General features: G+C 42.5%; 24 protein-coding genes. 10 read left to right on the top strand and 14 right to left on the bottom strand.

Annotated elements, in window-relative coordinates; all coding sequences use genetic code 11:
* Positions 1–101 precede the first annotated feature (101 nt).
* Positions 102–839 carry an SDR family NAD(P)-dependent oxidoreductase gene (locus B6K83_RS16435; RefSeq protein ID WP_085285956.1) on the top strand — a complete coding sequence of 246 codons (738 nt, stop codon included), beginning with the start codon at positions 102–104 and terminating at the stop codon, positions 837–839.
* Between the two features lie 25 nt (positions 840–864).
* On the opposite strand, the gene B6K83_RS16430 is transcribed toward B6K83_RS16435, so the two are convergent.
* The 3 genes from B6K83_RS16430 to B6K83_RS16420 form a co-directional block, all read right to left on the bottom strand.
* Positions 865–1,080, bottom strand: coding sequence for a TIGR02450 family Trp-rich protein (locus B6K83_RS16430; protein WP_085285955.1), 216 nt, complete (start codon positions 1,078–1,080; stop codon positions 865–867).
* Positions 1,077–1,508, bottom strand: a complete 432-nt coding sequence (locus B6K83_RS18605) for a DUF3081 domain-containing protein (protein ID WP_233144074.1) — start codon at positions 1,506–1,508, stop codon at positions 1,077–1,079. Before B6K83_RS18605 ends, B6K83_RS16430 begins: the two co-directional genes overlap by 4 nt.
* 133 nt (positions 1,509–1,641) lie before the next feature.
* The gene (locus tag B6K83_RS16420) at positions 1,642–2,145 is read right to left on the bottom strand and encodes a lactoylglutathione lyase family protein (protein WP_085285954.1); all 504 of its coding nucleotides are present in this window, start codon (positions 2,143–2,145) and stop codon (positions 1,642–1,644) included.
* 111 nt (positions 2,146–2,256) lie between these two features.
* On the opposite strand from B6K83_RS16420, the gene B6K83_RS16415 reads away from it, so the two are divergent.
* The 3 genes from B6K83_RS16415 (at position 2,257) to B6K83_RS16405 (ending at position 5,056) form a co-directional block, all read left to right on the top strand.
* Positions 2,257–3,129, top strand: a complete 873-nt coding sequence (locus B6K83_RS16415) for a LysR family transcriptional regulator (protein WP_085285953.1) — start codon at positions 2,257–2,259, stop codon at positions 3,127–3,129.
* Positions 3,130–3,277: 148 nt separating this feature from the next.
* Positions 3,278–4,162: a kinase gene (locus tag B6K83_RS16410; RefSeq protein WP_085285952.1), complete on the top strand. Its 885-nt coding sequence runs from the start codon at positions 3,278–3,280 to the stop codon at positions 4,160–4,162.
* A gap of 315 nt (positions 4,163–4,477) precedes the next feature.
* The gene (locus tag B6K83_RS16405; RefSeq protein ID WP_085285951.1) at positions 4,478–5,056 is read left to right on the top strand and encodes a hypothetical protein; all 579 of its coding nucleotides are present in this window, start codon (positions 4,478–4,480) and stop codon (positions 5,054–5,056) included.
* An 80-nt stretch (positions 5,057–5,136) separates the two neighbouring features.
* On the opposite strand, the gene B6K83_RS16400 is transcribed toward B6K83_RS16405, so the two are convergent.
* Positions 5,137–7,167 (bottom strand): S9 family peptidase, encoded by a 2,031-nt coding sequence (locus B6K83_RS16400; RefSeq protein ID WP_233144080.1) that lies wholly within the window; start codon positions 7,165–7,167, stop codon positions 5,137–5,139.
* Between the two features lie 408 nt (positions 7,168–7,575).
* Between B6K83_RS16400 and B6K83_RS16395 the strand changes: the two genes are divergently transcribed.
* Entirely contained in the window at positions 7,576–8,025 is a 450-nt protein-coding gene (locus B6K83_RS16395) for a DUF4231 domain-containing protein (protein WP_158088374.1), read from the top strand.
* Positions 8,026–8,047: 22 nt separating this feature from the next.
* Positions 8,048–9,751 carry an ankyrin repeat domain-containing protein gene (locus tag B6K83_RS16390; RefSeq protein WP_085285948.1) on the top strand — a complete coding sequence of 568 codons (1,704 nt, stop codon included), beginning with the start codon at positions 8,048–8,050 and terminating at the stop codon, positions 9,749–9,751.
* A gap of 65 nt (positions 9,752–9,816) precedes the next feature.
* Here the strand turns inward: B6K83_RS16390 and B6K83_RS16385 are convergent, their stop codons facing one another.
* The 3 genes from B6K83_RS16385 to B6K83_RS16375 all read right to left on the bottom strand — a co-directional run bounded on the left by B6K83_RS16385 (position 9,817) and on the right by B6K83_RS16375 (position 12,831).
* Positions 9,817–10,200, bottom strand: a complete 384-nt coding sequence (locus B6K83_RS16385; protein ID WP_085285947.1) for an MmcQ/YjbR family DNA-binding protein — start codon at positions 10,198–10,200, stop codon at positions 9,817–9,819.
* 223 nt (positions 10,201–10,423) lie between these two features.
* Positions 10,424–12,604, bottom strand: coding sequence for a ferrous iron transport protein B (feoB, locus tag B6K83_RS16380; RefSeq protein ID WP_085285946.1), 2,181 nt, complete (start codon positions 12,602–12,604; stop codon positions 10,424–10,426).
* A complete protein-coding gene (locus B6K83_RS16375) occupies positions 12,601–12,831 on the bottom strand; it encodes a FeoA family protein (RefSeq protein ID WP_158088373.1) in 231 nt (76 codons plus the stop codon). Before B6K83_RS16375 ends, feoB begins: the two co-directional genes overlap by 4 nt.
* Before the next feature lie 468 nt (positions 12,832–13,299).
* Between B6K83_RS16375 and B6K83_RS16370 the strand changes: the two genes are divergently transcribed.
* Together B6K83_RS16370 and B6K83_RS16365 are read left to right on the top strand one after the other, a co-directional pair.
* Positions 13,300–14,553: a S1 family peptidase gene (locus tag B6K83_RS16370; RefSeq protein WP_085285944.1), complete on the top strand. Its 1,254-nt coding sequence runs from the start codon at positions 13,300–13,302 to the stop codon at positions 14,551–14,553.
* Positions 14,544–15,509, top strand: coding sequence for an FHA domain-containing protein (locus B6K83_RS16365; RefSeq protein WP_085285943.1), 966 nt, complete (start codon positions 14,544–14,546; stop codon positions 15,507–15,509). The genes B6K83_RS16370 and B6K83_RS16365 overlap by 10 nt, the downstream gene beginning before the upstream one ends.
* An 86-nt stretch (positions 15,510–15,595) precedes the next feature.
* On the opposite strand, the gene trpS is transcribed toward B6K83_RS16365, so the two are convergent.
* Positions 15,596–16,600, bottom strand: coding sequence for a tryptophan--tRNA ligase (trpS, locus tag B6K83_RS16360; RefSeq protein ID WP_085285942.1), 1,005 nt, complete (start codon positions 16,598–16,600; stop codon positions 15,596–15,598).
* A gap of 42 nt (positions 16,601–16,642) precedes the next feature.
* Positions 16,643–17,314 (bottom strand): ribulose-phosphate 3-epimerase, encoded by a 672-nt coding sequence (gene rpe / locus B6K83_RS16355; protein WP_085285941.1) that lies wholly within the window; start codon positions 17,312–17,314, stop codon positions 16,643–16,645.
* A 327-nt stretch (positions 17,315–17,641) separates the two neighbouring features.
* Here rpe and B6K83_RS16350 point away from each other — a divergent pair, with 327 nt between their 5' ends.
* Positions 17,642–18,307 (top strand): TorF family putative porin, encoded by a 666-nt coding sequence (locus B6K83_RS16350; protein WP_085285940.1) that lies wholly within the window; start codon positions 17,642–17,644, stop codon positions 18,305–18,307.
* 49 nt (positions 18,308–18,356) lie between these two features.
* Here B6K83_RS16350 and metL read toward each other — a convergent pair whose 3' ends face one another.
* Positions 18,357–20,858 (bottom strand): bifunctional aspartate kinase/homoserine dehydrogenase II, encoded by a 2,502-nt coding sequence (metL, locus tag B6K83_RS16345; RefSeq protein ID WP_085285939.1) that lies wholly within the window; start codon positions 20,856–20,858, stop codon positions 18,357–18,359.
* Positions 20,859–20,954: 96 nt separating this feature from the next.
* A complete protein-coding gene (gene metB / locus B6K83_RS16340) occupies positions 20,955–22,115 on the bottom strand; it encodes a cystathionine gamma-synthase (protein WP_085285938.1) in 1,161 nt (386 codons plus the stop codon).
* Positions 22,116–22,333: 218 nt separating this feature from the next.
* On the opposite strand from metB, the gene metJ reads away from it, so the two are divergent.
* A complete protein-coding gene (gene metJ / locus B6K83_RS16335) occupies positions 22,334–22,666 on the top strand; it encodes a met regulon transcriptional regulator MetJ (RefSeq protein WP_085285937.1) in 333 nt (110 codons plus the stop codon).
* A gap of 116 nt (positions 22,667–22,782) precedes the next feature.
* Here metJ and B6K83_RS16330 read toward each other — a convergent pair whose 3' ends face one another.
* The 3 genes from B6K83_RS16330 to B6K83_RS16320 form a co-directional block, all read right to left on the bottom strand.
* Entirely contained in the window at positions 22,783–24,024 is a 1,242-nt protein-coding gene (locus B6K83_RS16330; protein ID WP_085285936.1) for a malic enzyme-like NAD(P)-binding protein, read from the bottom strand.
* A gap of 440 nt (positions 24,025–24,464) precedes the next feature.
* Positions 24,465–25,763 carry an adenylosuccinate synthase gene (locus B6K83_RS16325; RefSeq protein WP_085285935.1) on the bottom strand — a complete coding sequence of 433 codons (1,299 nt, stop codon included), beginning with the start codon at positions 25,761–25,763 and terminating at the stop codon, positions 24,465–24,467.
* A 163-nt stretch (positions 25,764–25,926) separates the two neighbouring features.
* Positions 25,927–26,112 carry a DUF2065 domain-containing protein gene (locus B6K83_RS16320; protein WP_085285934.1) on the bottom strand — a complete coding sequence of 62 codons (186 nt, stop codon included), beginning with the start codon at positions 26,110–26,112 and terminating at the stop codon, positions 25,927–25,929.
* Positions 26,113–26,268 lie beyond the last annotated feature (156 nt).

The raw sequence follows: 26,268 nt of genomic DNA, 5'->3' as shown, positions 1-26,268 counted from the left end.
GGATTAATTTAATCGGATTATTTTTTGATCTTAGAGAAAATAAGTAACGTATGAACAAATAACTTCTTGCTAGTTAGCCATGGCAAAAATTGGGAGATATTATGCAACGCCAACAGGTACTCATACTTGGTGCCAACAGCACCATAGCCCAGGCATTAGTTACAGAGTTGCTCAATGCAGCCGAGCCGGTGCATATTACCCTTATCAGCAGAGATTTATCCGCATATGAACAGCAAAACTCAGCACGCTTGACGAAAATACTCCTGAGCGATTATCAAGAATCCAGTATCGAAAAAGCCGTTTTAACACTAACTCAGACAACGGCGCCAACATTTAGTCAGGTTTATATTTTTCATGGCTTATTACATAACGAGACCGTTAGCCCTGAAAAGCGTATTGAAGATTTTAGTGCTAAATCCTTTACTACGATTTTATCGGCAAACACTGTTACACCGCTATTATGGATAAAAGCATTAACACCCATCATCACAGGTGATCAACCCTGTAAATTAGTGGTATTTAGTGCCCGCGTCGGCAGTATTGCCGATAACCGCTTAGGTGGCTGGTATAGCTACCGAGCCTCAAAAGCAGCGCTAAATATGATGCTTAAAAATGTCGCTATTGAATTTTCAAGACGAGCGAAAAATATCAAGGTCATTGCATTTCACCCTGGTACCACAAACACTGGGCTATCGAAGCCGTTTCAAAAAAATGTTGCGAAGGGAAAACTGTTTACAGCGCAATTTGTTGCTCAACAAGTGATAAAAATCGTTGCAAAACAAGTACTAAATCACAAGTTAAGCTTTTTAGATTGGCAAGGAAAAAACATCAACTGGTAATAAAGCGTTAGCAATAGTCATTTGACTATTGCCAACCAAACTTCCACTGGGCGGGTTGCTTTAAATCACGCCAGTTGATGGTATATTCTCGGTTATTAATCACCGCCGTGATGATACATTTCATAACATTGTTATTCTCATCAAAGGCAACTTTTGTGACAACAAAATGTTTTTCACGATTTTCAACTTGGGTTTTGGTCCACTTGCTGCCTAACAATACTTTAGGGTTAACGCGGTTCATTTTTCCGCCATTAAAAGCTTGCTAACTTTAGCCACAAAACGATCAAATGTTGCTTGCTGTTCAAAATCAACATTATAGCGACCATGAAACAAAAAGGTTAAGGTCAGATCTTTATAAGCAAGAAAACAGGTATAACCGTCAAAGTCATGCCAAGCCTTAATACCTTCATAATGATAACTTTCTTGAATTTTTTCACCTTCACGGGTAACAAGGTTAAAAATATGCAATAAATCTTTTAAATCTAAGGCATTGCTTTTATTTAAGTTCATGGCTTCCTCTGACAGTAACGAGTGTGCAGCAAAAATGCCTGGCTTTAGCCATAACATCTTTGCACTTAGCGTTAAGTAAGTACGAACAATTGACGCAGCAAGTTCAATTATTGGTGCTTTATTTTTTCCGTTTGCTAGCACAGATATTAAAGCTGGCATGTTACGCTGTTTTACAACATGCCAGCAAGATCATAGTAAACTTAAGCCAGAATTTTGGCGCAAATGATAGCCAATATTGCTGCACTTATAACCACTGAATAGCGATTACCACACAGCAATAACCACGCCCAGGTTATTGATAAGCCCCTTGTGCATAAATTAATTCATAACTATGGCTATAAATCTCCAGAATATTGCCAAAGGGATCTTCCATATAAATCATGCGATACGGCTTTTCGTACGGATAATAGTAGCGTGGTTTCGCCATGCGCTTCTTACCGCCAGCAGCAACAATTTTCTCCGCCAACTCTTCAAGGTTAGGGTCTTGCACACAAAAGTGAAAAATGCCGGTTTTCCAATACTCAAAGTTATTTTCAGGGCTTTGTTGATTGGGAAATTCAAACAACTCGACGCCGATACGATCACCGGTCGACAGATGGGCAATTTTAAATTTTTGCCAATTAGCACCAAAGACATCGGTACACATAGCACCGATGGCACTCTGATCTTCAATAATTTCTGTTGGCGGCATAATTAAATACCAACCTAATACCTGAGTATAAAACTCAACCGCTTGCTCTAGGTTAGGAACGGATAGGCCAATATGTGAAAATGATCTGGGATATGCTTTACTCATGATTTGAATAACCTCGTTGTTAGCTTATTGCTTAATGTCATGGACAAAGTATAAGCCAGGCTATAAATTATAAAAAATTATCAATAATTATAGATATGAGTACATATTGTTATGATTAATCTGGTCTGGCTAAAAACCTTTTGCACACTAGTCGACGTCGGTCACTTTACCAAAACCGCCGAGCAGCTATTTATGACCCAATCAGGTGTCAGCCAACAGGTGAAAAAGCTAGAACAACAACTCAAGACAACACTGCTGATCCGCGAAGGTAAGACCTTTTCACTCACCGAAGCCGGCTTAAAGCTATACCAACAAGGGCAACACTTACTCGGTCGTTGCGCCGAAATTGAAAAGTCGCTGCTACTAGACGACCCTTATATTGGCGCAGTAAAAATGGCCAGCCCCGGCAGCATAGGCTTAAAGCTTTACCCGCATTTACTTAATTTACAACAACAGTACAACGCGTTAGCCATTGACTATCGTTTTGCGCCCAACAAAAGTATTGAGCAAGATTTGCTGGCTCGTCAGCTTGACTTGGCTATTGTTACCGAACAGATCAGCGCGGAAAATATTAGTAGCGAAAAAATAGCGGAAGAGCCACTGGTGCTGGTCACGGCGAATAAGATCAAAACAATTACTTGGTCAACATTAACCACACTTGGCTTTATTGGTCATCCAGATGCACCGCACCATGCTGGAGCCTTACTGAGTAAAAATTTTGCTGAATTTGAACACGTTAAGCAATTTAAAGCACAGGGTTTTTGTAATCAAATCAGCTTAATACTTGAGCCGGTGAGTCGTGGCTTGGGATTTACGGTTTTGCCCTTACATGCCGCTAAAGCGTTTGCAAAGCCCGAGCAAATACGTTGGCACCAGCTGCCGCAAGCAGTACATGAAAATTTATACCTTTGCCAAAATCGGCTGGCCTTTACCAGCAAGCGCAAGCAATTTGTCAAAAGCGCTATAATGGATTTTATTACTTAATTGCTAGCCACCGCTAAGCAAGCACCCCTTAGTGTCGCCAGTTGCGATAAGCCATTTTCTCTACAATAACGAGACTGTTTTAAAACGAATAACTTAACAATCACCGCTATACTCAACGTCATCAGTAACCTTAGGTTTGCTACCAGATATGCTTACAGCTTTTATTAAACAGCAGGCATTGCCTGCATCATTTAAAGACACGGCGCTGCGCTATTATCAACCACTGGCCGCGCATATATTTAGCCAGTTTAAAAAAAATGCAGGGGTTTATTTTGTCGGTATTAATGGCTGCCAAGGCAGTGGCAAGTCAACCTTAAGCGATTTTCTTGCTGCGTATTTAACCGCCACCTATGCCGTTAATGTAGTGGTGATGTCGCTAGATGATTTTTATTTTAGCAGCGCGCAACGTCAGCAACTGGCTAATGACATTCAACCATTATTAGCCACCCGAGGCGTACCCGGTACGCATGATATTGGCGCACTAAAGCGCGTGTTACACCAGTTAAAAACTCAGCAAACCGGCTTTGCCATACCTAGATTTAACAAAGCAACCGATGAGCCATTTGCTAAAACGCAATGGCCAAGAGTCACACAAGCAACGGATATCGTGCTACTAGAGGGCTGGTGCTGGGGCGTTCGCCCAGAAACTGAGCAAGCCCTTAACTGCCCTGTCAATGAGCTAGAACGACAACATGATAGCAAAGGCATTTGGCGCAAGTTTGTTAATCAACAGCTCAAGGAACAATACCAGCCGCTCTACCCCTTGATGGATTTTTGGTTAGTATTGCAAGCCCCTAGTTTTGATTGTGTTTATCAGTGGCGCTTAGAGCAAGAGCAAAAGTTACAAGCCGCATTTAGTGATCAAACACAGAGCAAGATAATGAGTGAGGCTGAGCTATTAGGTTTTATACAATATTTTCAACGACTCAGTATGCATGCCTTAGATACTATTACCCAATCTGCCGACTTAGTGTTTTACTTAGATAGGGCAAGAAAAATCTGTCAACAACGCTTTGTTAATCATCAGCAATAACAGCAGGCGTTATCAGCTAAACATGCCTGAGGGCAAAAATCGAAATATGCTTTATTAAGCTGACCTTGATTATCGCAACTTAGTTTTCAAGGCGGTGATTATTGTCAACTAATAGCGAAATTCGCCATCGCTTAGTTCTTACCTAGTGCTTAGTTAGTTATTGCCTGGTGCGTTTTTTGCCGACATCAAGTCACCTAATCAGCGCCAGCATGCAGCTTAGCGGCTTGCTGAACGCTGCTAGGCAGTTAGTTTGCTGCGACTGGTATAGTACTTGCTCTACGCTTAAGCAATCACACTCAAGTAAAGGATTGAGCCATGCAGCAACAAGAATTTTCATTGATTAAGCGTTATTTTGTCGGTGTTATTGCCATCAGCATTTGGTCATTATTGCTGTGGCAACATTTTCACCAAGGCGTGCCCGTGCATTACTTTTTACAACGTGCTGATATGCCGGCACTGTCAAATTGGTGGGGCGCGTTATTACTGCCAGTTTTAGCTTGGCTTGCCATGACCCGAGTTGAAAAACGCCTGTTTACTGGACCAGCTCAAAGCAGCTCCCGAGTATTTAAACAAATATTAGGCGGATTTGTTATGGCGTTAGCGTATGGCGCGGTTTTATCGCTGGCGTTCACTCAGGGTAATCAAGCACTTTCCTCAGTCATGTTGCCAGCGATACTAGTTTTTGCCTTGTTTTTTAAAGTCTATCAAGCCGAGTATGTATTCGGTCTTATTCTTGGTATGTGCATCACCTTTGGCGCTGTGTTACCCACATTTTTTGCTAGCCTGATCGCCCTAGCCTCGGCCTTGGTGTATTTTTTACTGCGATTTATTATCAGGAAAATAGGTCATGTTTTGGCCGCAAGTTCAAAGCAATCACAAAACAATAGCAACTAGCTAAGTGTGCTTAGTACCCCCTGACTAGCCATGCACGTTAGGGGGTGTTTGTTGCCTCAAGTAACAAAGACTAAATCATACTAGTTGACGTCTGATAGCGGCGTTGTAGCGGTTTTATATTTTTCAAACCACGCCAGCGTGTGCTCTATTTTAGTGATCATGCGTGAAGGTCTGGCGGCAATACCATGATAAGACTCAGGCACTTTCACTAATACCGTGTCTATTTTTCTTAATTTTAACGCTTGGTAATACTGCTCGGTTTCTGCCATCGGCGTGCGTAAGTCTTTCTCGCCGGTCATAAGCATGGTCGGGGTATTAACATTAGCAACTAACGACATTGGCGAGCGCTGCCAATAATGCTCAACATGCTCCCATGGCATACCCGGAAACTGAGTTGGTATTTGCCCTAAGCCACTATCGGCGGTTAATACCTTACTTAACCAGTTAATGACTGGCTTAACCACCACAGCGGCAGAAAAACGATCAGTTAAACCAATGGCATAGGCCGTTGCTATACCACCGGCTGAGCCACCGGCGATAAATAAATTATCTTGGTCAATAAAACCTTGCTCAAGCATGGCATTGACGCCTGAGTCATGGTCGGCAAAGTCTTCTGTCGAGCTATATTTATATTTCAGCAACATGGCAAAACGCTCACCGTAGGAACTACTGCCACGGTAGTTGTTGTAAAACACTACATAGCCTTGAGCAGCAAAACGCTGTAACTCGGCTGAAAAATGTGGGCCATAGGCTAAGTGCGGGCCACCATGAATTTCTAAAATCAGTGGGTATTTTTTCTTCGGATCAAAGTTAGGCGGGGTGATATACCAACCTTGAATAGGTTCACCATCAAAGGCCGACTTATAATTAAGCTCATGCACTTGCCCTAAGGTTTTATGGGCTAGTAGGTCGTCATTTAATTGAGTTAACACCTGTGCTTTATTGGCACTTTTGATAACAGCGACATCGGCTGGGCGCAATGGATTGCCAGCGGTAAAGGCCATAACACCATTACTTGACGCGGTAAAGCTGCCACTAATGTAAGGCCGCCCCAACGTGGTACCCGACAGGGTATCAGTTAAGTCGTTAATTTTACCTTTAGTGGTTATGGTGGCTAACTTTCGCTTACCAAAATCATCATAGCTAAACGCTAAACGGCTATTAGAAAGCCATTGCGGATCACGCACCGAGCGATCAAAGTCTTTGGTGATGACGTTCACTTGCTTGCTTTGCCAATCCATAATGTGCAATTTAGCATTACGATACGGGTTTAAGGCATTAGAGCCTGATAAGAATGCGAGTTTCTTACCATTTTGAGAAAACACTGGCTGGTATTCTTTACCAGGCGTTGAGGTCAGCTCGGTTAACTCACCCGTTGCCACTTGCAATTGGTATAAATTGCCTTCTAGGCGCTGGTACTCCCAGTCTTTTTCTCGGTTAGCAGAAAACACAATCGCAGTACTGTCACGCGTCCAAGCCAATGTACCACGGTGATGAAAATTGTCATGGGTTAATTGACGCGGCGTTCCACCTTCACTGGGTAGTATAAAAAGTTGCTGGTAACCCGGCGTTACCAATCCTTTGCCGTCAGCTTGATAATAAGCTTGGTCAATCACCACCACCGGCTTGTTCCACTTAGCACCCTTAGGTTTTTTCGGCATCTTAGCAATCACCGTCGGCTCTGCTTTGACTTTTTGGCTAAAAGCTAACCACTTGCCGTTGGGCGACCAAGTTAAATTTGATACCTTGGTTTGCAACTGGCTAAGCAAAGCGGTTTTGTTTTCGTCAAGGTAATGTACATGAATTTGATAGCTACCGGTTAAGTTACTCACAAAGGCAATTTTTTTGCCATCAGCAGACCAACGCGGTTGCGAGTATTGTTTATCATCAGAAAACAAGGGTACTTGCTGTTGCGACTTAACATCAATTAACCACAGGTTAGTATTTTTGCCATCGGTCATAATGTCGTTGGAATTTCGCACATAAACAATCTGAGAACCATCCGGTGAAATTTGCACATCACTGGCATATTCTAATGAAAAGATATCTTCGGCAGTAAATAGCTCATCAGCAAAAACAGCAAGTGATGAAATAGCTAACACCAAAACCATGAAAAAACGAGATAGTAAACACATAGTTACACCCTAACTGCAAAGTGAGCTTCAATTGACCCACAGCTTAATTATTTATATTGCTGATTGTATAGTAGCTAACTGTTAATAACACCTTGCGCTGAGTGATTCTATCTCACATATGGGTGTGTTAACCGCAAAAGCTCAACATAACAAGGTCGAATGACTGTTGCGCGCGCTAAAGAACACCGAGTCAAAATAACTCTCAAAGCTTGCTGCTCCTTGAGCAAGTACCATCTTGATATCATGATAATTAGTGCGCTTCATTATCAGGCTAATTTTTATAGCGCCCAATAAAATCAATAATATCGCTTTTTAAACCACAAAAACTGCAGTGAAGATTTCTGCGCTATACTTGGTTACATTTCAACCAGAAGGAGCTGTTCAGTGGACGAAAACGAATATTTATCAAAGAGAATTGATGCCCAAATTCAGTGGTATGATAGAAAAAGCCAACATGCTCAACGAATATTTAAAGCCCTTCGAGGCTTTGAAATTGTTGCCGCCGCCTCAATTCCTTTACTAACAGCTACTGCCGAGCCTCTTGACAATACAGTTACCTTATTTGTCGTTGGTATCATTGGCGTATTAATTGTTATCACATCCGCCATAACCAGCCTCAATCAATATCAAGAGAACTGGATAGAATATCGCACAACTTGCGAAACCCTAAAACACGAAAAATACCTTTTTGCCACCAAAACCTCCCCCTATCATGGTCAAGATGCTTTTCCTAAGTTTGTACAACGTGCCGAGGGGTTAATTTCAAAAGAAAACAGCAACTGGTCACAATACACACAGGCTAATAGTCAAGAGGTTACCCCAGCGAAGCAGTAAATAAAATAACTAGGACATCGCTATGGCACTTCCAAACAAACAAAATAACGAACAAGCTCAGCATTGTGAACGCGTACTACAAGCAATTAATAATAATGACGACAATGAGCTTAAGGAACTATTGGCTACAGGTGCAATAGGCGAGTGTATTGACCGCGAAGGGAATACCCCTGTGATGTTAGCTGCGCGTAACAACAATCAACAAACCTTGGCGATATTATTAAGCCAAGATGTCAATCTAGATCGTTTGAGCTACGATGATTACTCTGCGCTAATTTATGCAACCATGTATCATCACTATGCTATTTGTAAACAACTTATTGATGCTGGTGCCAATGTCAATTTACAAAACTCAGCCGGCAAAACCGCACTCATGTATGCAGTAAAAGTTAACAATGTAGAGATTGTACAATTACTCATAGCACATGGCGCAGATGCGAAAATTGTTGATAATAATTTGCAATTTCCGAGTGATTATCTTTATTCAGACTACACAACACCCCGCAGTCGAAAGTGTAAAAAATTAATAAAAAAAGCCGAAGGCAACAGCAAATATTTCACAACAAAGATTAATAAATTCAAGCGTTATATGGCAGGAACTCACAATAGCTTTGTTGAATCCAAAGATCTTTCTGCGAGCCTTAAATTCTCTGTTTATGATGCCTTTGATAAAGTGCCTCATTTGTTTTCATTACTTGCCTATGTTGGCTATATATTCATTCCTCTTTGGTATATCGCCAATAGTTTATTAATGATGTTTACCACTAAGAAGCTTCAGCTGTACGAGATTAATGATATTAGCTTTAAGGATGCTGATATTGCCTTTGTAAAATCAATATTAAAAGTAAGCAATGTTTTACCGACGCTAAAACCGACAAACGCAAACGACGCCATTAGTCGTAAAGCGTCAATTTTCACGCAGTGGCTTTTTACCATAGTGATCACGATAGCGCTAATGCTTGGTTGGCAGGCCAGAATTAATGCGCCTGATGTAGAGCTGAGTTATTTAGTGAGTATAATAAGCTTGTTGGTTATTGTTGCGATTGATATCGCAAGGCGCTATGTGCTTTTGCAATTAGTCACCAAAAGACTTTACCTTGAACAACAGAGTCGAGATAAAAAAGCGCACGATATAGTTGAAAGTATCAGCGCTGGTGACACTGCCGACCCCGTAGATTTTGCGGTATACCTGCGACCATTTAAATCAACGGGAAAATTACACAATAAGCAAACCGGGATAGAAATTGAAACAGCTCTAGCATTAGTTTTTCCCGATGAATTACCTATTATATCGTTAGGAGAGCCTGGTGAGCATATTGGCACTTGCCGTGTAAAAACGGACGAAGAAAAGTGGCAAGCAATTGTGGCTACCATGTTATTAAAAGCCAAGTTAATTATACTGCTGCCTTCTATGAACGAAGGAACATTATGGGAAATTAATCATATTATTGAGCGCGGCTACCTTGATAAAACAATTTTTTTGATGCTGCCAAAACGAGATGAAAATGATGAAAAATCAGCAGCTCGTTGGCATAAGTTAATGACCCATTTAATGTCATTAGGCTTACAGTTACCGAGTCAGCAAAGCTATGGCTTAATCTTTACCCTAAATACCAATGGTCAGCTCAAAAGCCACATGCCCTTTAACCCACCGCCTCAGTATCAAGACCAAGCGGTACATCAAGAATATATAGATACCGCCATGAGAAGTATTGATATGAATTGACCTGACAACCTAGCAGCACCGCTAATGCAAAGTACTAATTAAGCGCTAGCAAAATAAGCAATGGCTTAACAGAGCGACTGCTGATCTTTTTTACTCATTTTACTGACTACTAATTGATAAGAATTATCGATCATGCGCTCGATTTCACCTTGCGGAATTGAGCCGTCAAGAATAACCGTATTCCACTGCGCCTTATTCATGTGATAACCTGGAATGACCGCAGTAAAAATATCTCTAAGTATCACGGCTTCGTCAGGATCACACTTTAAATTTAGACAATAATGCCCCGCCATTTTTCCCTCAGTACCTTTTTCATTGCCTTTGCCTAAAGCTAAAGTAGCAAACATTTTATCTTTGACTTTAAAAACACTCACCTGGGGGCCAAAAGGAAAATATTCGCTAGTGGCCATTTTTGCCAGTAAATAGTGCTTGGCTTGTATGTTATCCATAATGTCAATATTGTGCGCTTAGTTGAACTAACGATAAGCCTATGCGCTTTATAAATTTACGCAAGCTAAATCATCTTAGGTTACTGAAATCGCCACTAATATTTTCCTAAATGACAAACAGCAACCCGCTTATTGCAGCCAGCTTGCTTTTGTTTAGCTTAAAATATATGCGCTATAACATTAAACAAGGGGCGCTAGCCTGTCTCAGCTAGCGCATCCGTATTTAGCGATAAGACACCACAGTAGGAATGGTAAGAATATTTTTTCCAGCTCGCTTTAGACCGTAAAATATAGCTAAAAATAGCCCAATAACAATTGTAAGACTGATCAAAGAATGCAGCGGCTGCGCAAAGAACACCGCCAATTGATAGCAGGCGGTTGCGGTTAAATAAGCTAAAGTAAAGCTCCAAAGCGCAGCAAACATCGCCCACGATGTACCCACTTCATTTTTTATCGCCCCCATAGCAGCCGCACATGGCGTATAGAGCAAAATAAATAATAAATAACAAAATGCGCCAATTTTGCCGGCAAATGCCGCTTGCATTATGGTGAGGGTAGTTTCGGCAACGCCTTGCTCTTGGGCAGCAACTTCAATACTTGACACGTCGCCAATGTCAGTACCTAACGGGTCATCTGGCGCTATGCCCTGCAGGTTGTCGCCGATACTGGCCACCGCTTGTTGCCACAATAGCGTTAAAGATTCAGGTACTGCAGACTCCTCAGCTGCCGGTGAATATAGGCTATTAAACGTTGCCACTAAGGCTTCTTTGGCAAACAGGCCAGTAATAATACCCACGCTAGCTTGCCAGTTATCTTCTTTGACCCCCATCGGCGCCAACAAAGGGGTGACAACTTGCGCCGTTTTACTGAGTAAGGAGTCTTGACTGTCATGATGACCAAACTCGCCGTCTGTGCCTAACGAATTGAAAAAGTTTAAAATACAGACCACTAACACTATGGTTTTACCCGCGCCTAACACAAATGAGCGCGTGCGCTGCCAAACTCGCTGCGCTATAAAGCTAATTTTGGGCCATTCATATAGAGGTAACTCCATAATATTTATTGAATTTTTGCCCATTAATATGGTTTTCTTTAGCATCAAGCCAGTAAACACCGCCGCGGCGATGCCAATCAAATACAGTAAGAACACAAGATTTTGCCCAGATTCAGGGAAAAACGCGGCAGCAAACAAGGCATATACGGGTAAACGTGCGCCACAAGACATAAATGGCGACATCATAATAGTGGTGATGCGTTCGCGTTCATTATCTAGAATGCGCGCTGACATTACCGCCGGCACAGTGCAGCCAAAGCCAACAATTAGCGGCACAAATGCTTTGCCAGGTAAGCCAATTTTTTGCATGGCGCTGTCAACCACAAAGGCGGCGCGCGCTAAATAGCCACTGCTTTCTAACAGTGACAAGCCAATAAACAAGCAGGCGATCACAGGAATAAAGGTAGCCACAGTTTGAAGACCTAAGCCAATACCAGTTAAAATCGTGTTCAGCCACGCAGGTAGATTAACGCCACTTAAAAAGTGTTGTGGGTAATCTACAAATATCGCGCCGGCTAAAATATCAAAAAAATCGATAAAAGCACTGCCTACATTGATGGCAAACATAAACAGTAAGTACATCATCAGTAAAAATATCGGCACTCCGAGCACCGGATGCAACAGCCAACGATCTAACTTATCACTCATTAACGTCTTATTGCTTAGCGTATCAGTGACGTCGAGTAAAAGTTGATGAATAAAGTCATAGCGAGCTTGCATAACAGCAATGGCCGCTGTGTCTGTGGTTTGACAAGCGTTTGCATTAGCACACGCTTGCCGCTCTAATGTAAGCGCTCCCCCTTGAAAACTCTTAAGCTCGCTCGGTAAGGTAATTAGCGTTTGTTGCACAGACGCTTTAGGCAAGGTCACTAAGGCTGCTTTGACAGCCTGCCCGGCATTTTTGCTCAGTGCCTGCTCTGCGACCACTGGGCAACCTAAAGCCGTTGATAGTTTAGCTATATCTAGCTGAGCAGCTTCTTTACGATCGACTTTGGTTAATACCACTAGCATAGGTAAGCCAAGCTCAACGAGCTGGGTGGTTAAATAAAGTTGGCGCTTTAGTTGCGTGGCATCAACCACATTGATCAGACAATCGGGTGAATGTTGTTGCAGGAAATCTTGACTGATGGATAAATCTTTACTCTGCTGCCTACGCGGTGCCAAGGTGCTAATACCGGGTAAATCAGTTAACAATGTTTGCTGCTGGTTCAACTGACAATGTTGCTGTTTAGCCGCAACTGTTACCCCGCTCCAATTGCCGGTTTTTTGCTTTGCTCCGGCTAAGGCATTAAACAATGTGCTTTTACCTGAGTTGGCAAAGCCCACCAAAACCAAATGTTGTTGACTCATGCTGGCACCAACTCAATGTTAATTTGTTGGGCAATGGCGAGCGGTAAGCACATTTTTGTGCCATGTAAATAAAAAGCTAAAGGCCCGTTAAACGGTGCTTTATGCGCTAACGAGATAACACTTTGCAGTGCAAATCCTTGGGCAATTAATTGCGCACTTAACGCAAAGTCGCTCGGCAAAAGGCTAATACGAGCCTGCTGATGCAAGCTTAATTCGGATAAAGTCATAACTACACTGTAAATGATAATGATTATCATTTGATTGTACTAAAATATAAACTCAGCAACAAGATTATAGCGCCGCAATTTTAACTTTTTTTGATCTCATCACTGTTCTGCTTTATTAGCGTGTTGAACTTTCGAGATTGAACTTTGTTCGAATTGAATGTGATTTAATCGTGGCACTCGCATGAAGCTTGGTTATTCCAAATAAATAACGGATAACAAAGAGCAAATCACGCTCAATCAAATTGCTGTAAAAATAGTCCTGAACGATCAACACGCCCTTATCAGTCAGTGATGACACTAAAGTAAAATCGCGCACCGCCAATCACGAGCAACGCCTGGATATTAGAACGACTAGCACGACCTATGCGAAACGCCTACCCCCGCTGATCGGCCAACAATGGCGAATAAATGATGACAAATTCACAGACACTGGCACAATAGCGCAGTAATAATAAAAAAGGATCTCCAATGAAAGCGATATTTGCTCTGTTACTTATCGGGTTTAGCACCCTAAGTTTCGCCGTTGAGCAGGCTGAAGAAATTTTTAAACAGTTGGCACCGTCACTTTATCAAATCCGCTTAATTGACAAAGCCAGTGGTGAAAAGTCCTCTATTGGCTCAGGGTTTCAAATTAGTAGCGATGGCCTGATTGCCACTAATTACCATGTTATCTCAGGTTTTGCGCGCCATCCCCATAAATACACCATTGAATATTTAGATCATAACGGCAACAAAGCGCCACTGAGTTTAAAAAGTGTCGATGTTATTAATGACTTAGCCATAGTGCAGCGTGATGTTACAAAGCCAATGCCGTTTTTTCATATCGCCCAGCACGCCCCCACCAAAGGCGAAGAGCTGTATTCGTTAGGTAATCCACATGATTTAGGCATGATAGTGGTACCCGGCACCTATAATGGCTTAAAAAATGAGTCGTTTAATGACCGTATCCACTTTACTGGCTCGGTCAATTCAGGCATGAGTGGTGGCCCTGTGGTGAATAAAAACACCGAAGTGGTGGGCATTAATGTGGCTACCTCGGGTAACCAAATTGGCTTTTTAGTACCACACGATAAGCTATTAGCGCTCTACCAAGCGTATCAACACCAAGCGCCCGAGAATATTGAGCAACAAATGGCGACTCAGCTAATGCAAAATCAGCAAAAGCTTATGAGTACTATTTTGAGCAGTGACTGGCAACTTAAGCAGCTAGGTCGTGGTGTAATTCCCACCATAGATGTGCCGTTTATTCGTTGTTGGGGCGAGTCAAACTCAGATAAAACTGACGCACAAATTATGGCTGCGGTGGCTAATTGTGACTTGGATGAAAATACCTATATCTCGGGCGACTTTTTTACCGGCTCACTTGAAATGGAATATCGCTATATGGAGTCTGATAAAATAGGCAGCACTAAGTTTTATCATATTTTTGAACGCCAATTAAACCAAGTGGCACCGGGCAATAAAGCCGGTAAAGATGATGTCACTGAATATCAATGTCACCATGATCTAGTCATGCCAAGCAATGGCAATATGAAAAACAAAGCGGTATTTTGCACCCGCGCTTATAAAAGCTTTCCTGAACTTTATGACGTGCTCTACATTGCCATATCAGTGGATCATGAGCAATATGCGCTACTGAGCCATTTTACAATCTCCGGTGTTGCACAAGACACCTCATTGGCATTTTTAGCTAAGTTTATGGAGTCAGTGTCATGGAAATAATTATTGAAGAAATCAGTCAAGGCCACAAATTATTAGGTCGCCATAAATTCTCCAACACTGAGATCACTATTGGCCGTGGCTACCATAACGACATTATTGTCAGCGATCCGCATGTCTGCAGCGAGCATTTGCAATTGCGCTTTAATGGCGAGCATTGGTTAATTAGCGATCTTGACTCTGTTAATGGCAGTTACCTAGAAGATAGCAAGGCGAATGTCGTTGAACACCAAGTTCGTTCGGGTGATATTATTACCATAGGTAAAAGCCAAATTCGCTTGGTTTTTCCAACTCATCCTGTTGCGGCTAGCATCGCCATTAGTCCGTTTGAAAGCTTAATAAACTTGGCGCGTCACCCATTTATTTTAGCGCTAAGTATTTGTTTATTTGCGGTTATTGCCGGTTGGATCATTAACTTAAACAATGTCAAAGAAGTCACTTTAACGCAAATGTTAGTGCCCACTATAGGCTTAACACTTGGCTTTGTTTTATGGCCGGCTGGTATTGCCTTAGTGTCACATTTAACTAAGCATGAAGCGCGTTTTTGGACACAAGTCGGCATTAGCTTTATCTTTTTTAATTTAATGTGGCTTAGCGATATTTTCGAAAACATTGTCCATTTTAATACCTCAAGCAATTTTTCTCTGATATGGCTTATTGCCATTATTCCGTTAGCCTTGGCATTTTGCTTATTTTGGCTAAATTGCTATGTTGGTTTTCATATGAGCCTAATGCGTAGAAACCTTGTATCACTCGCTTTAGTGGTATTGTTATTTGGCGGCAGTTTTGTTATTCAAATGAGTAAACAACCTGACTTTAACCCACGCCCACAATTTAACACCACCATAATGTCACCAGTATTTTTATTCGCCTCCAGTAGCAATATTGAGCGCTTTGTCAGTGACAGTAGCAAGCTATTTCAACAAGCAACGCAGGTCGCTCAGGAAAGTAAAGAATAAACTTTTAAGTTAAGCGGAATCAAAACAAAAAAGCCTGAATTTTTTATTCAGGCTTTTTAATGCGTCAGTCTTTATCCAAGGTGGTGTTATGGTTTAGCTATAAAACCAACGGCTTGGTAAACCGCTGCTAACACTTTTGCAGCATGTGCCGAGGCTTTTTCGGCCCCTTCACGCATAACCTTATTTAAGAAGGCTTCGTCGTTACGGTAGGCATGGTAACGTTCTTGAATGGGTGTTAATAATGCCACCACAGCCTCTGCAACATCGCCTTTTAAGTGGCCATACATTTTATCTTCATAGGCAGGTACCAGCTCTGCAACCGATTTGCCACTAGCGCTAGATAACAAAGACAGTAAATTCGACACGCCGGGCTTTTCAGCTATATCAAAGTAAATATTGGCTTGTTCGTCAGAGTCAGTGACGGCGCGTTTGATTTTCTTGGTAATTTTTTTAGTATCTTCTAATAAGCCAATAAAGTTACCTGGGTTGGTGTCTGACTTAGACATTTTTTTCGTTGGCTCTTGCAAGCTCATGACGCGGGCACCAAATTCTGGAATATAGGGCTCGGGTACCACAAACGTATCGCCGTGTAAGTTATTAAAACGGGTGGCAATATCACGGGCTAACTCTAAATGTTGTTTTTGATCATCACCGACCGGCACTTGGCTGGCACCATAAAGTAAAATATCAGCCGCCATTAACACCGGATAAGTAAATAAACCAGAGTTCATATTCACTTCCGCTTTTTGTGACTTATCTTTATATTGGGTCATGCGATTTAGCTCACCCATTTGCGTATAGCAATTAAGCACCCAGCTTAACTGGGCATGCTCTGGCACCTGCGACTGAATAAAAATGGTGCTTTTTTCCGGGTCAACGCCACAAGCTAAATATAAAGCTAAACCGTCTAGGGTTGCCTTGCGTAAGTCTTCTGGCTTAGGGCGAACGGTGATCGCATGTTGATCCGCCAACATATAAAAACATTGATGGCTGTCTTGCATATTTACCCATTGCTGAACTGCGCCTAAATAATTACCAATAGTTAACTCGCCTGAGGGCTGGCAGCCACTTAATACAATAGGTTTACTCATGTGTTGTCCTTCAACTTTTCTTTATTATTTCAATTTAATTAATTATTTTACTGTTGCCAATTCTGCGCGCATGTCATCGATGGCTACTTTATAGTCTGGCTTTGAAAAAATTGCTGAACCGGCGACAAACATATCGGCACCTGCTTGGGCAATTTCGGCAATATTATCCGCTTTTACGCCACCATCAACTTGCAAGCGGATATCAAAACCACTGGCATCAATTTTTTCACGCACTAGGCGCAGCTTGTCTAAAGTGCTTGGAATAAACGATTGACCACCAAAGCCTGGGTTAACCGACATTAATAAAATAACGTCAAGTTTATCCATGACAAAGTCTAAAACCTGCAGTGGTGTTGCTGGGTTTAAAACTAAGCCGGCCTTACAGCCGTGATCTTTAATCAATTGCAAGCTTCTATCGATATGATCGCTGGCTTCTGGATGAAAGGTAATAATATCAGCGCCGGCTTTGGCAAAGTCTGGAATAAGACGGTCAACGGGTTTTACCATCAAATGCACATCAATAGGTGCGCTAATGCCATAATCGCGCAACGATTGGCAAATCATAGGACCAAACGTTAGGTTAGGTACAAAGTGATTGTCCATAACATCAAAATGAACCACATCAGCACCAGCGCTGATGACCTTAGCGACGTCTTCACCCAAACGAGCAAAGTCTGCGGATAAAATTGATGGCGCAATTAAAAAATCAGACATAGTGAACCCCTTGATAAAATCTGCGCTACTTTACCTTAATTACGGCAATTTTGCGACTGAGATCATGCACAAATATCGCTCCAAACCGCTAATTATGCCCACACTCAGCATCTTGCTTTAGTTTTTAACCGCGAGTACTGCGCACTAATCTTGTACATTAAGATATTATTTTGCACCAAATCCGCGCAAATTCATGGTTTTTGTACTAAGCGCCAGCCAACACAAAACTCCATAAACTCATGATTTTGTTAGTTAAAATAAAAACACTTCACTCAGGCATTGTCTTTGCAATAGCCAAGATAATTTTAAAAACTGACTGGAGTTACTATGCAGCAAACTAAGATCTCATTATCTATTTCAATGTTACTTATCACCGCAAGTTTGACCACAAGCTCAGCGCATGCCATAGCGGGCTTATCGGCTAATGCCACCGTGAGCAATAATTACTTATGGCGCGGAGTTACGCAAACAAACAATGCCGCTGCCATATCAGGCGGCATTGATTATCAGCACAGTTCAGGCTTTGCCGTTGGTACTTGGGCGTCAAATGCCGACTGGGCACAGAACATGAGTTACGAGCTAGATGTTTATGCCAGTTACAGCAATAGCTTGGATAATGGTCTTGGTTATAATCTGGGTTACATCTATTACGCGTATGATAGCGATGCCGAGTCAGATTTTAGTGAGCTAAACCTGTCACTGTCTTATGATGCGTATAGCATTAGCTATCATACCTTAGTGAGTTCTGACGCTGATGGCAGTTTTGGTGATGACAGCTACCTGTCAGCAGATGCGGCCTTTGACATTGCCCCGGAGCTGACACTGGCATTTCACCTTGGTTATTATGACTTTGACGCCGGTGGCGATTATCGAGATTACGGAGTCAGCTTATCTAAGGGAGGATTTAGCTTTGGCCTATTTGACACTGACCTTGACGGTGCAGATGGCGAGTTAAATGTCGTTATCAGCTACAGTACTAACATCGACTTATAACAACACGCCAAGGGCAGACGTTAATAGCGTTAACAAGTACTGCCAGCACTTATGCTGGCAGTTTCACTTGGGGTTGACGATGGTTAAGCTGCTGGCACATAGCGACTAAGTCGGCATGAATGCCGCCCGCGGTAACGTCCCTGCCCGCGCCAGGGCCACGAATGATCAGGGCATTATCTTGATACCACTGGCTGTTAATTTGAAAAACATTATCGCACGGTGTTAATTGTGTAAACGCGTGCTGCTCACTTAACTGCTCTAAGCTAACTTTAGCGACGATTTTATCGTTTTTATTAATAAAGCGCGCGACATAACGGATAGCACAGCCTTTAGCTTTGGCCCGTTGCAGGTGTTGTAAAAATAGCTCATCAAGCTCTGTGCTACGTTGTAAAAATTCAGCCAAGGGAATATCGCATAACGACTCTGGCACTAAATTTTGACATTCAATATCTTGCAAAGATAAGGATACGCCAGCCGCACGCGCTAATATTAACAACTTTCGTTGAACATCACGTCCAGATAAATCCTCTCGCGGATCGGGCTCAGTGATGCCCTCAGCCAAGGCTTGTGCTAACAGCTGAGAAAATGGGCTTTCACCATCATAATACTGAAACAACCAAGACAGTGTGCCGGAAAATATACCAGATATTTCGGTAATTTCATCACCACTATCTAGCAATTCTTTTATGGTGCGATTAATAGGTAAACCCGCACCAACCGTGGCATTACCCAACCAAAGGCTGGTATTTTTTTCTGCCGTTGCCAATAATTGTTGATAATTGTCAGTGCTCGAAGACGCGGCCCACTTATTGGCACTGATCACATGAATACCATGGGCAAAAAAGTCATGGTACAAGTTGCTAAATGCCTCACTGGCAGTGATATCAACAACGATTAACTCATCATAAGGATGCTTAGATAACCAACGAAGTAAGTGTGTACTATCACAAACTTGTGCCTGTTGCTGATAATCTTGATAAGCATTACTCAGATCAATGCCGTCTGTGTTGATCAAGGCTTTAGTGCGACCAGCTAATGCCACTAAGTGTACGTTATCTAAGCCCGTCACTCGTGCAAGTTGCTTAGGTAACATAGTTAAAAAACGTTGACCGATATTACCGACACCCGCCACCACCAAGGCAATATTTTTTGCGTCTTTGGTCATTCGCGTATGCACCGTATTGAGCAGCTCAGTGGTGCATGGCTCAGCCAATATTGCGATATAACTATGTTTGTTACTGGCCGGCTGAAAATGTAGCACCTTTTGTTGACGTAAAGCCTTTTTAAAACGGGCCCGCATATCGCCTTGCGTGGCAACGCTATGACCTACCACGGCAATCATAGCCACCGGCTGGAAGGAAACCTGATTACCATAACTGGCTAACCATTGGCTTAAGGCTTTTTGTTGCCGCTGTGGGATCAACAAATAGCCTTGCTCTAGATTGTAGCAAATGGGGGCAAACTCCTGCACCGCTCGTTGCCCTGAGTCACCATAAAAACTGTTTGAGCAGGCTAAAATTAAGTCGTTCAACTCGGTTACCGCGAGTTCTTGCTTAGCAATGTGACCAAAATGACCTATTTCGCTACCGCTGATATCGGCGGCAAAACTACTAGCAACATGCAGGTGGCTATTATGCTGTGTTAACGGCTGCAGGGTTTTAGCGTGCAGTACCGGATTACCTAAGCGTCCTAACTCTCTTGCAACCGCATTTGGCAGGCGATGTAATTTGCGCGCTTGTGGCACCTTTCTGGGATCGGCACTGTAAATACCATCCACATCTGTCCACAAGGTAACATGCCGTGCTTTGCTTAATGCCGCCATGATGGTCGCAGAATAATCACTACCGTTACGCCCTAATGTACAGCTTTGGTTGTCTTTATTGCGAGCAATATAGCCGGTGACAATTAACAGGCTATTTCGCTTTTGTAAGGCAGCAAATGCGCGGCCACTCTCGGCATAATCTATAACGCTTGCTTTTTCATCCGCCAACAATAAGAACTCTCTGGCATCTAACATATAGCTAGGACAAACACTTTCATTGAGCAATGCCGATAACAGTCGCGCCGACCAAACTTCGCCATAGGCTAATAAATCGTTTTTAAAACGGTCTGGGTTAGCGAGTAATTGCTGGCTAATAACTTGCACATCGCTCGCTAATTGCTCACTTAATCTAGCGGCGGTACTGGCATTAAGTAATGCCTCGATTAAACTTTTTTGCTCACCAGCGAGCGCGCGAAGTGCTTGGTTAAATTGCTCGCGCAATGTTTTGCTTGGCTCACTCTCGACACCGGTTACAAGACTTTCAGATTGCTGAACCGCATAGCTTAGGCTAAGTTGGTGCAGGTGAAATAAAGCATTGGTGGTTGTGCCATTAGCGGAAACAACAATAATATCGTTGAGCTGACAATGCTCTCGAATAATATTCATCACACGTTCTATGCAAGTCGCTGTCGCTAAACTACTGCCACCAAATTTATGGATATTACCGGCCAATTTTGCCAAGTGGTTTTTTGCTGCGTGGCGGAGCACGGCACTATTTTCATCATTCATTTTGCTGTCGCTGTGTCGTTTATGTCATTACAAGTTTTTGTTGTAGGCAAAACTAAGTGGCTATTAACGCCTGTTGTATTGCCTGCTAGAGCAGCTCTATATAGCCTGACTGGCGGCTAAGGCTTGGCTTAGATCGGCGATTAAATCATTAACATCTTCAATACCCACCGAAAGTCGCACTAAGGATGCCGTTATGCCAGCAACAAGTTGTGCCTCTACTTCCATACCGGCATGGGTCATAGTCGCGGGATGACTGATCAAACTTTCTACGCCGCCCAGAGATTGCGCCAGTGTAAACAATTGCAACTTTTCAAATAAAACTTTCACTGCCGCCTCGCCACCTTTGAGTTTGAAGCTCATCATGGCGCCAAAGTCATATTGTTGCTGTTTGGCCAGTTGATGTTGCGGATGATCACTTAAGCCTGGAAAATACACCTGCTCAACCGCGGGGTGATTGGCCAGAAATTCGGCCACCGCATTGGCGTTAACTTGATGTTGTTGCATGCGCAGTGGCAAGGTTTTTAAACCACGCAAGGCTAAGTAGCTGTCAAAAGCTGAACCGGTAATGCCGATGCAATTTGCCCACCAAGCAAGTTGCTCACCTAAGGCTTGCGTTTTAGTCACTAACACGCCGCCGACCATATCGCTATGGCCATTGATATATTTGGTGGTTGAGTGAAAAACAATATCAGCACCAAGTCGTAACGGTTGCTGTAACACTGGCGATAGAAAGGTGTTATCTACGGCAACCAAAGCGCCAACCGCATGGGCTTGAGCAGTTACGTTAGCAATATCAACCAAACGCAATAGTGGGTTACTAGGCGACTCGATTAAGACAATTTTAGGCTGAGTAGCCAATGCTTGCGTCAAAGCCTGTGGGTCATTTTGATCAACTACCACTAATTTAAAAAGACCACGCTTTGCCAAATGCGTAAATAGTCGAAAGCTGCCGCCATAACAATCATGTGGGATCACTATAGTGTCAGTCGTGTCTAACAACTGACAAAGCAAATGCACGGCTGCCATGCCAGTACTGGTAACAACACCAACAGCGCCCTGCTCTAAATCAGCAATGGCTTGCGCAAATGTCGCTCGCGTTGGGTTACCGGTGCGAGAATAATCAAATGCGCCTTTTTCGTTGAAACCTTTTAACCCATAGGTACTTGAAAGATGAATGGCGGGAATAACCGCGCCATGATGTTGGTCGCTATTAATGCCCGCTCGCACAGCGATAGTGGCCGCTTTTTTCTCGCTCATATGTGCTCCAATATAAACACGTTTCAATTTAGATGTTTGGACGTCTATCAATCTAAACGCTTTATTAGTTGTGGTCAAGAACTTTAGACATCTAAACTTCTACACTTTCGTTATTGACTCGCGCCCCACAACCAGTAAAATCTACCAGTACGTATAAATCTATTGCCAATGGCAAATTTAATGATTTATCACAACTTATAGAGCATAGAGGAATATTCATGGCAGAGTGGAATGGCGAGTATATTAACCCTTACGCCGAACACGGGAAGAAAAGTGAACAAGTAAAAAAGATCACCGTGTCTATCCCCTTACGTGTGCTGAAAGTGCTAACCGATGAAAGAACGCGTCGTCAGGTTAATAACCTACGTCATGCGACTAACAGCGAACTATTATGTGAAGCATTTTTGCATGCTTTTACTGGTCAACCTTTGCCAGACGATGGTGATTTAGCGAAAGACAACACACAAAAACTTCCAGCAAGTGTTCGTAAAGCCTTAGCTGCACAAGGTATTACCGACTTTAGTGAATACGAAGCTGAAATTGAAGATTAACTTTTAATTTTTATGAAGCAAAAAGGCGCTATTAAGCGCCTTTTTTATCGTCAAACTTTTACCGCTGAGCGCTAATTTTTAACTAGCCGCTGTAACTTATAACGTCTCGCTATCCCCTAACCGTTATAGTCTTCTGGCATCGCCAAAGCCGCAACGCCTGAATCTACCGCTGCTTGTGCAACAGCCTTAGCCACAACCGAGCGTAAACGTGAGTCCATTGGTTTAGGAATGATGTAGTCTTTGCCAAAGCTCAAACTTTTACTACCACTGGCTTTTAGCACTTCTTCGGGCACACTCTCTTTCGCTATACTGCGAATAGCATGGACAGCGGCAATTTTCATTTCATCATTTATGGTACGCGCTCGCACGTCTAAGGCGCCACGGAAAATAAACGGAAAACACAATACGTTATTCACTTGGTTTGGATAATCAGAGCGACCAGTAGCAATAATTAAATCATCACGCGCTGCTAGGGCGATCTCAGGGCGTATTTCTGGATCAGGGTTTGAACAAGCAAAAATCACTGGTTTGGCTGCCATCAGCTTAACATGCTCAGCCGATAAGACGTTTGGCCCTGATACACCAACAAAAACGTCAGCACCGTCTATGGCTTCTTCTAAGGTGCGTTTGTCGGTGTTATTGGCAAATAACTTTTTGTATTCATTCAGATCATCGCGGCGGGTATGAATGACACCTTTAGTATCTAGCATGTAGATTTTTTCACGTTGTGCACCACATTTGATCAATAGCTCCATACAAGCAATAGCCGCCGCGCCAGCGCCCATACAGACGATATTGGCATGACGCAGTTCTTTGCCTTGAATTTCCAAAGCATTGATCATACCTGCGGCAGTAACAATCGCCGTGCCATGTTGATCATCATGAAAAACAGGAACCTTGCAGCGTTCAATTAAGGCTTTTTCTATGGCAAAACATTCAGGGGCTTTTATATCTTCAAGATTAATGCCGCCAAAGCTGTCGGCAATATTGGCCACGGTATTTACAAAGTCTTCAACCGTTTTATTTTTCACTTCAATATCAAAGGAGTTAATGCCGGCAAAACGTTTGAATAATAGTGCTTTACCTTCCATAACAGGTTTAGCCGCCATAGGACCTAAATTACCTAGGCCTAAAATAGCAGTGCCATTAGTGATCACCGCCACAGTATTGCCTTTACCGGTATACTTATAAACATCATCTGGATTATCAGCAATGGCGCGAACAGGCTCCGCAACACCAGGACTATAGGCGAGCGAAAGATCATAACTCGTTTCTGCTGGTGTGGTTAATTCAACACTGATTTTTCCAGGCGTTGGGTGTGCGTGATAATCTAGTGCTTGTTGGCGAAAATCTGTCATGTCTATTCCTAATTTATGAGACTAATGCGTGAGTTTGTTATTTTGATAACAATTCATGATGGTTATGTTCATTATCATTGATTTATATGTTATTGCAACCTGCTTGATGATTTCAAGCACTTTTATATATATTAATTCGCTACAAGCTATACATAATATAGTCTTATACGAACGTCGTTACACATAAATCAGCTGAATAATCAGCATAATTTAGCCACTTTACATATAAAAACAACACGAATAATTAGAAATCTGAACATATAGACGCTATTGAAACATCGATAGCTTATAGGCATTATTTTTCTGCTATTTTAACTTTGCTTTGAATCATTTCATCATCATAAGCAAACCTAGCGCTGATATAACTCAAAACCAGCGAAAATAGCCACAAAAAAACCACCTAAAAGGTGGTTTTTTTTAAAAGCAGAAACAATGGATTGTTATTCGTCAAACGGATTAACTAAAATCATAGTTTCAATGCGATCAGGACCGGTAGAAATAATATCAACCGGTACACCTGTCACAGCTTCAATGCGCTTAATATAAGCAATAGCATTAGCAGGTAACTCTGCTAAAGAAGTGGCGCCAACCGTGCTTTCACTCCAACCAGGCATTTCTTCATAAACTGGCGTAATTTTATCGTAACCTTCAGCAGCAGTTGGTGGTACAGTAACTATTTCGCCAGTTTCTGTTTTATAACCGACACATATTTTCAACGTCGATAGACCGTCTAATACATCAAGCTTAGTTAAACAAAAACCCGTAATACTGTTAATTTGTACTGCACGGTGCATGGCAACTGCATCAAACCAACCACAACGACGCTCACGCCCTGTCGTCGCACCAAACTCATGCCCGACAGTACCTAAATGATGACCAATTTCGTCATTTAGCTCAGTAGGGAACGGCCCAGAGCCAACGCGTGTGGTATACGCTTTAGTAATACCTAGCACATAATCTAAGTGCAACGGCCCGAAACCACTACCCGTTGCCACACCACCTACAGTAGTGTTAGATGACGTAACGTAAGGGTATGTACCGTGGTCGATATCAAGTAATGTACCTTGCGCACCTTCAAACATGATAGCGTCGCCCGCTTTGCGTGCTTGGTCAAGAATTTCCGAAATATCGGCAACCATGCCTTTGATGATATCGGCAACCGCCATGGCATCAGCCAGCACTTCTTCATAGCTTACTGGTTCAGCTTGGTAGTAGTTGGTTAAGACAAAATTATGATATTCCATAATTTCTTTTAACTTAGCCGCGAATGACTCTGTGCAAAATAAATCGCCTACGCGTAAACCACGACGCGCGACTTTATCTTCATAAGCCGGGCCAATACCGCGACCCGTTGTGCCGATGGCTTTGCTTCCGCGCGCTGTTTCACGCGCCGCATCTAAGGCATTATGATAAGGAAGAATTAATGGACAGGCATCACTGATCAGTAAGCGTTCACGGACAGGTACTCCGCGTGCTTCTAACATAGCCATTTCTTTCATTAGGGCTTTAGGACAAAGAACCACACCGTTACCAATTAAGCATTTTACGTTATCACGCAATACGCCTGATGGAATTAGATGTAACACGGTTTTTTCACCGTTAATGACTAATGTATGGCCCGCGTTGTGGCCACCTTGATAGCGCACTACATATTTGGCTTTATCAGTAAGTAAGTCAACGACTTTACCTTTACCTTCGTCACCCCATTGGGTGCCTAGAACTACGACGTTTTTACCCATGCTCACATATTGGTAAGAAAATTAGGCGGGGATTCTACCAAATTACGATATTGAGTCCAAGTAATTATTGTTTATTTTTAATGCAATCACAGAAAATCATCTTGTTATATGTGCTCGATATTTTAATAAGCACTGTATTAACAACATGATGCCGAAAATCTTGTTAATTGATCAGCCATAATAATACTAAACCGATTAATAATATTAGTGTGCCCATATAACGTATGGCACTGATCGGCTCATTCGCCAACTTCAAAACATAGTTACGCCATTTATTCGGAAATAGCGCCGGCATTAGCCCTTCGATAATGAGTGCTATTGCAAGGGCCGTCAGTAATGTAGTTGTCATGCTTGCTCCTTAATATTTTACCAACGCTTCGTAAGCGTCCGGTGATCAGCACCTAGCTAAGCTTTACATTCCAAGGTAGCAGAGCTTCAACATCAACATTTTGATCACTGAGTTGTTCAAGACAATAAGCAACATAGTCGAAAGGAGTTAAACCAT

The sequence above is a fragment of the Colwellia chukchiensis genome (assembly GCF_002104455.1).
GTDB lineage: Bacteria > Pseudomonadota > Gammaproteobacteria > Enterobacterales > Alteromonadaceae > Cognaticolwellia > Cognaticolwellia chukchiensis.
The sequence above is the reverse complement of the archived record's forward strand: the minus strand, read 5'-3'. Positions and strand labels throughout refer to the sequence as shown.

Excerpts from the sequence above, each read along its gene's own strand:
- B6K83_RS16435 (WP_085285956.1), top strand. The coding sequence starts at position 102 with ATGCAACGCCAACAGGTACTCATACTTGGTGCCAACAGCACCATAGCC.
- B6K83_RS16430 (WP_085285955.1), bottom strand. The coding sequence starts at position 1,080 with ATGAACCGCGTTAACCCTAAAGTATTGTTAGGCAGCAAGTGGACCAAA.
- B6K83_RS18605 (WP_233144074.1), bottom strand. The coding sequence starts at position 1,508 with ATGCCAGCTTTAATATCTGTGCTAGCAAACGGAAAAAATAAAGCACCA.
- B6K83_RS16420 (WP_085285954.1), bottom strand. The coding sequence starts at position 2,145 with ATGAGTAAAGCATATCCCAGATCATTTTCACATATTGGCCTATCCGTT.
- B6K83_RS16415 (WP_085285953.1), top strand. The coding sequence starts at position 2,257 with ATGATTAATCTGGTCTGGCTAAAAACCTTTTGCACACTAGTCGACGTC.
- B6K83_RS16410 (WP_085285952.1), top strand. The coding sequence starts at position 3,278 with ATGCTTACAGCTTTTATTAAACAGCAGGCATTGCCTGCATCATTTAAA.
- B6K83_RS16405 (WP_085285951.1), top strand. The coding sequence starts at position 4,478 with ATGCAGCAACAAGAATTTTCATTGATTAAGCGTTATTTTGTCGGTGTT.
- B6K83_RS16400 (WP_233144080.1), bottom strand. The coding sequence starts at position 7,167 with ATGGTTTTGGTGTTAGCTATTTCATCACTTGCTGTTTTTGCTGATGAG.
- B6K83_RS16390 (WP_085285948.1), top strand. The coding sequence starts at position 8,048 with ATGGCACTTCCAAACAAACAAAATAACGAACAAGCTCAGCATTGTGAA.
- B6K83_RS16385 (WP_085285947.1), bottom strand. The coding sequence starts at position 10,200 with ATGGATAACATACAAGCCAAGCACTATTTACTGGCAAAAATGGCCACT.
- feoB (WP_085285946.1), bottom strand. The coding sequence starts at position 12,604 with ATGAGTCAACAACATTTGGTTTTGGTGGGCTTTGCCAACTCAGGTAAA.
- B6K83_RS16375 (WP_158088373.1), bottom strand. The coding sequence starts at position 12,831 with ATGACTTTATCCGAATTAAGCTTGCATCAGCAGGCTCGTATTAGCCTT.
- B6K83_RS16370 (WP_085285944.1), top strand. The coding sequence starts at position 13,300 with ATGAAAGCGATATTTGCTCTGTTACTTATCGGGTTTAGCACCCTAAGT.
- B6K83_RS16365 (WP_085285943.1), top strand. The coding sequence starts at position 14,544 with ATGGAAATAATTATTGAAGAAATCAGTCAAGGCCACAAATTATTAGGT.
- trpS (WP_085285942.1), bottom strand. The coding sequence starts at position 16,600 with ATGAGTAAACCTATTGTATTAAGTGGCTGCCAGCCCTCAGGCGAGTTA.
- rpe (WP_085285941.1), bottom strand. The coding sequence starts at position 17,314 with ATGTCTGATTTTTTAATTGCGCCATCAATTTTATCCGCAGACTTTGCT.
- B6K83_RS16350 (WP_085285940.1), top strand. The coding sequence starts at position 17,642 with ATGCAGCAAACTAAGATCTCATTATCTATTTCAATGTTACTTATCACC.
- metL (WP_085285939.1), bottom strand. The coding sequence starts at position 20,858 with ATGAATGATGAAAATAGTGCCGTGCTCCGCCACGCAGCAAAAAACCAC.
- metB (WP_085285938.1), bottom strand. The coding sequence starts at position 22,115 with ATGAGCGAGAAAAAAGCGGCCACTATCGCTGTGCGAGCGGGCATTAAT.
- metJ (WP_085285937.1), top strand. The coding sequence starts at position 22,334 with ATGGCAGAGTGGAATGGCGAGTATATTAACCCTTACGCCGAACACGGG.
- B6K83_RS16330 (WP_085285936.1), bottom strand. The coding sequence starts at position 24,024 with ATGACAGATTTTCGCCAACAAGCACTAGATTATCACGCACACCCAACG.
- B6K83_RS16325 (WP_085285935.1), bottom strand. The coding sequence starts at position 25,763 with ATGGGTAAAAACGTCGTAGTTCTAGGCACCCAATGGGGTGACGAAGGT.
- B6K83_RS16320 (WP_085285934.1), bottom strand. The coding sequence starts at position 26,112 with ATGACAACTACATTACTGACGGCCCTTGCAATAGCACTCATTATCGAA.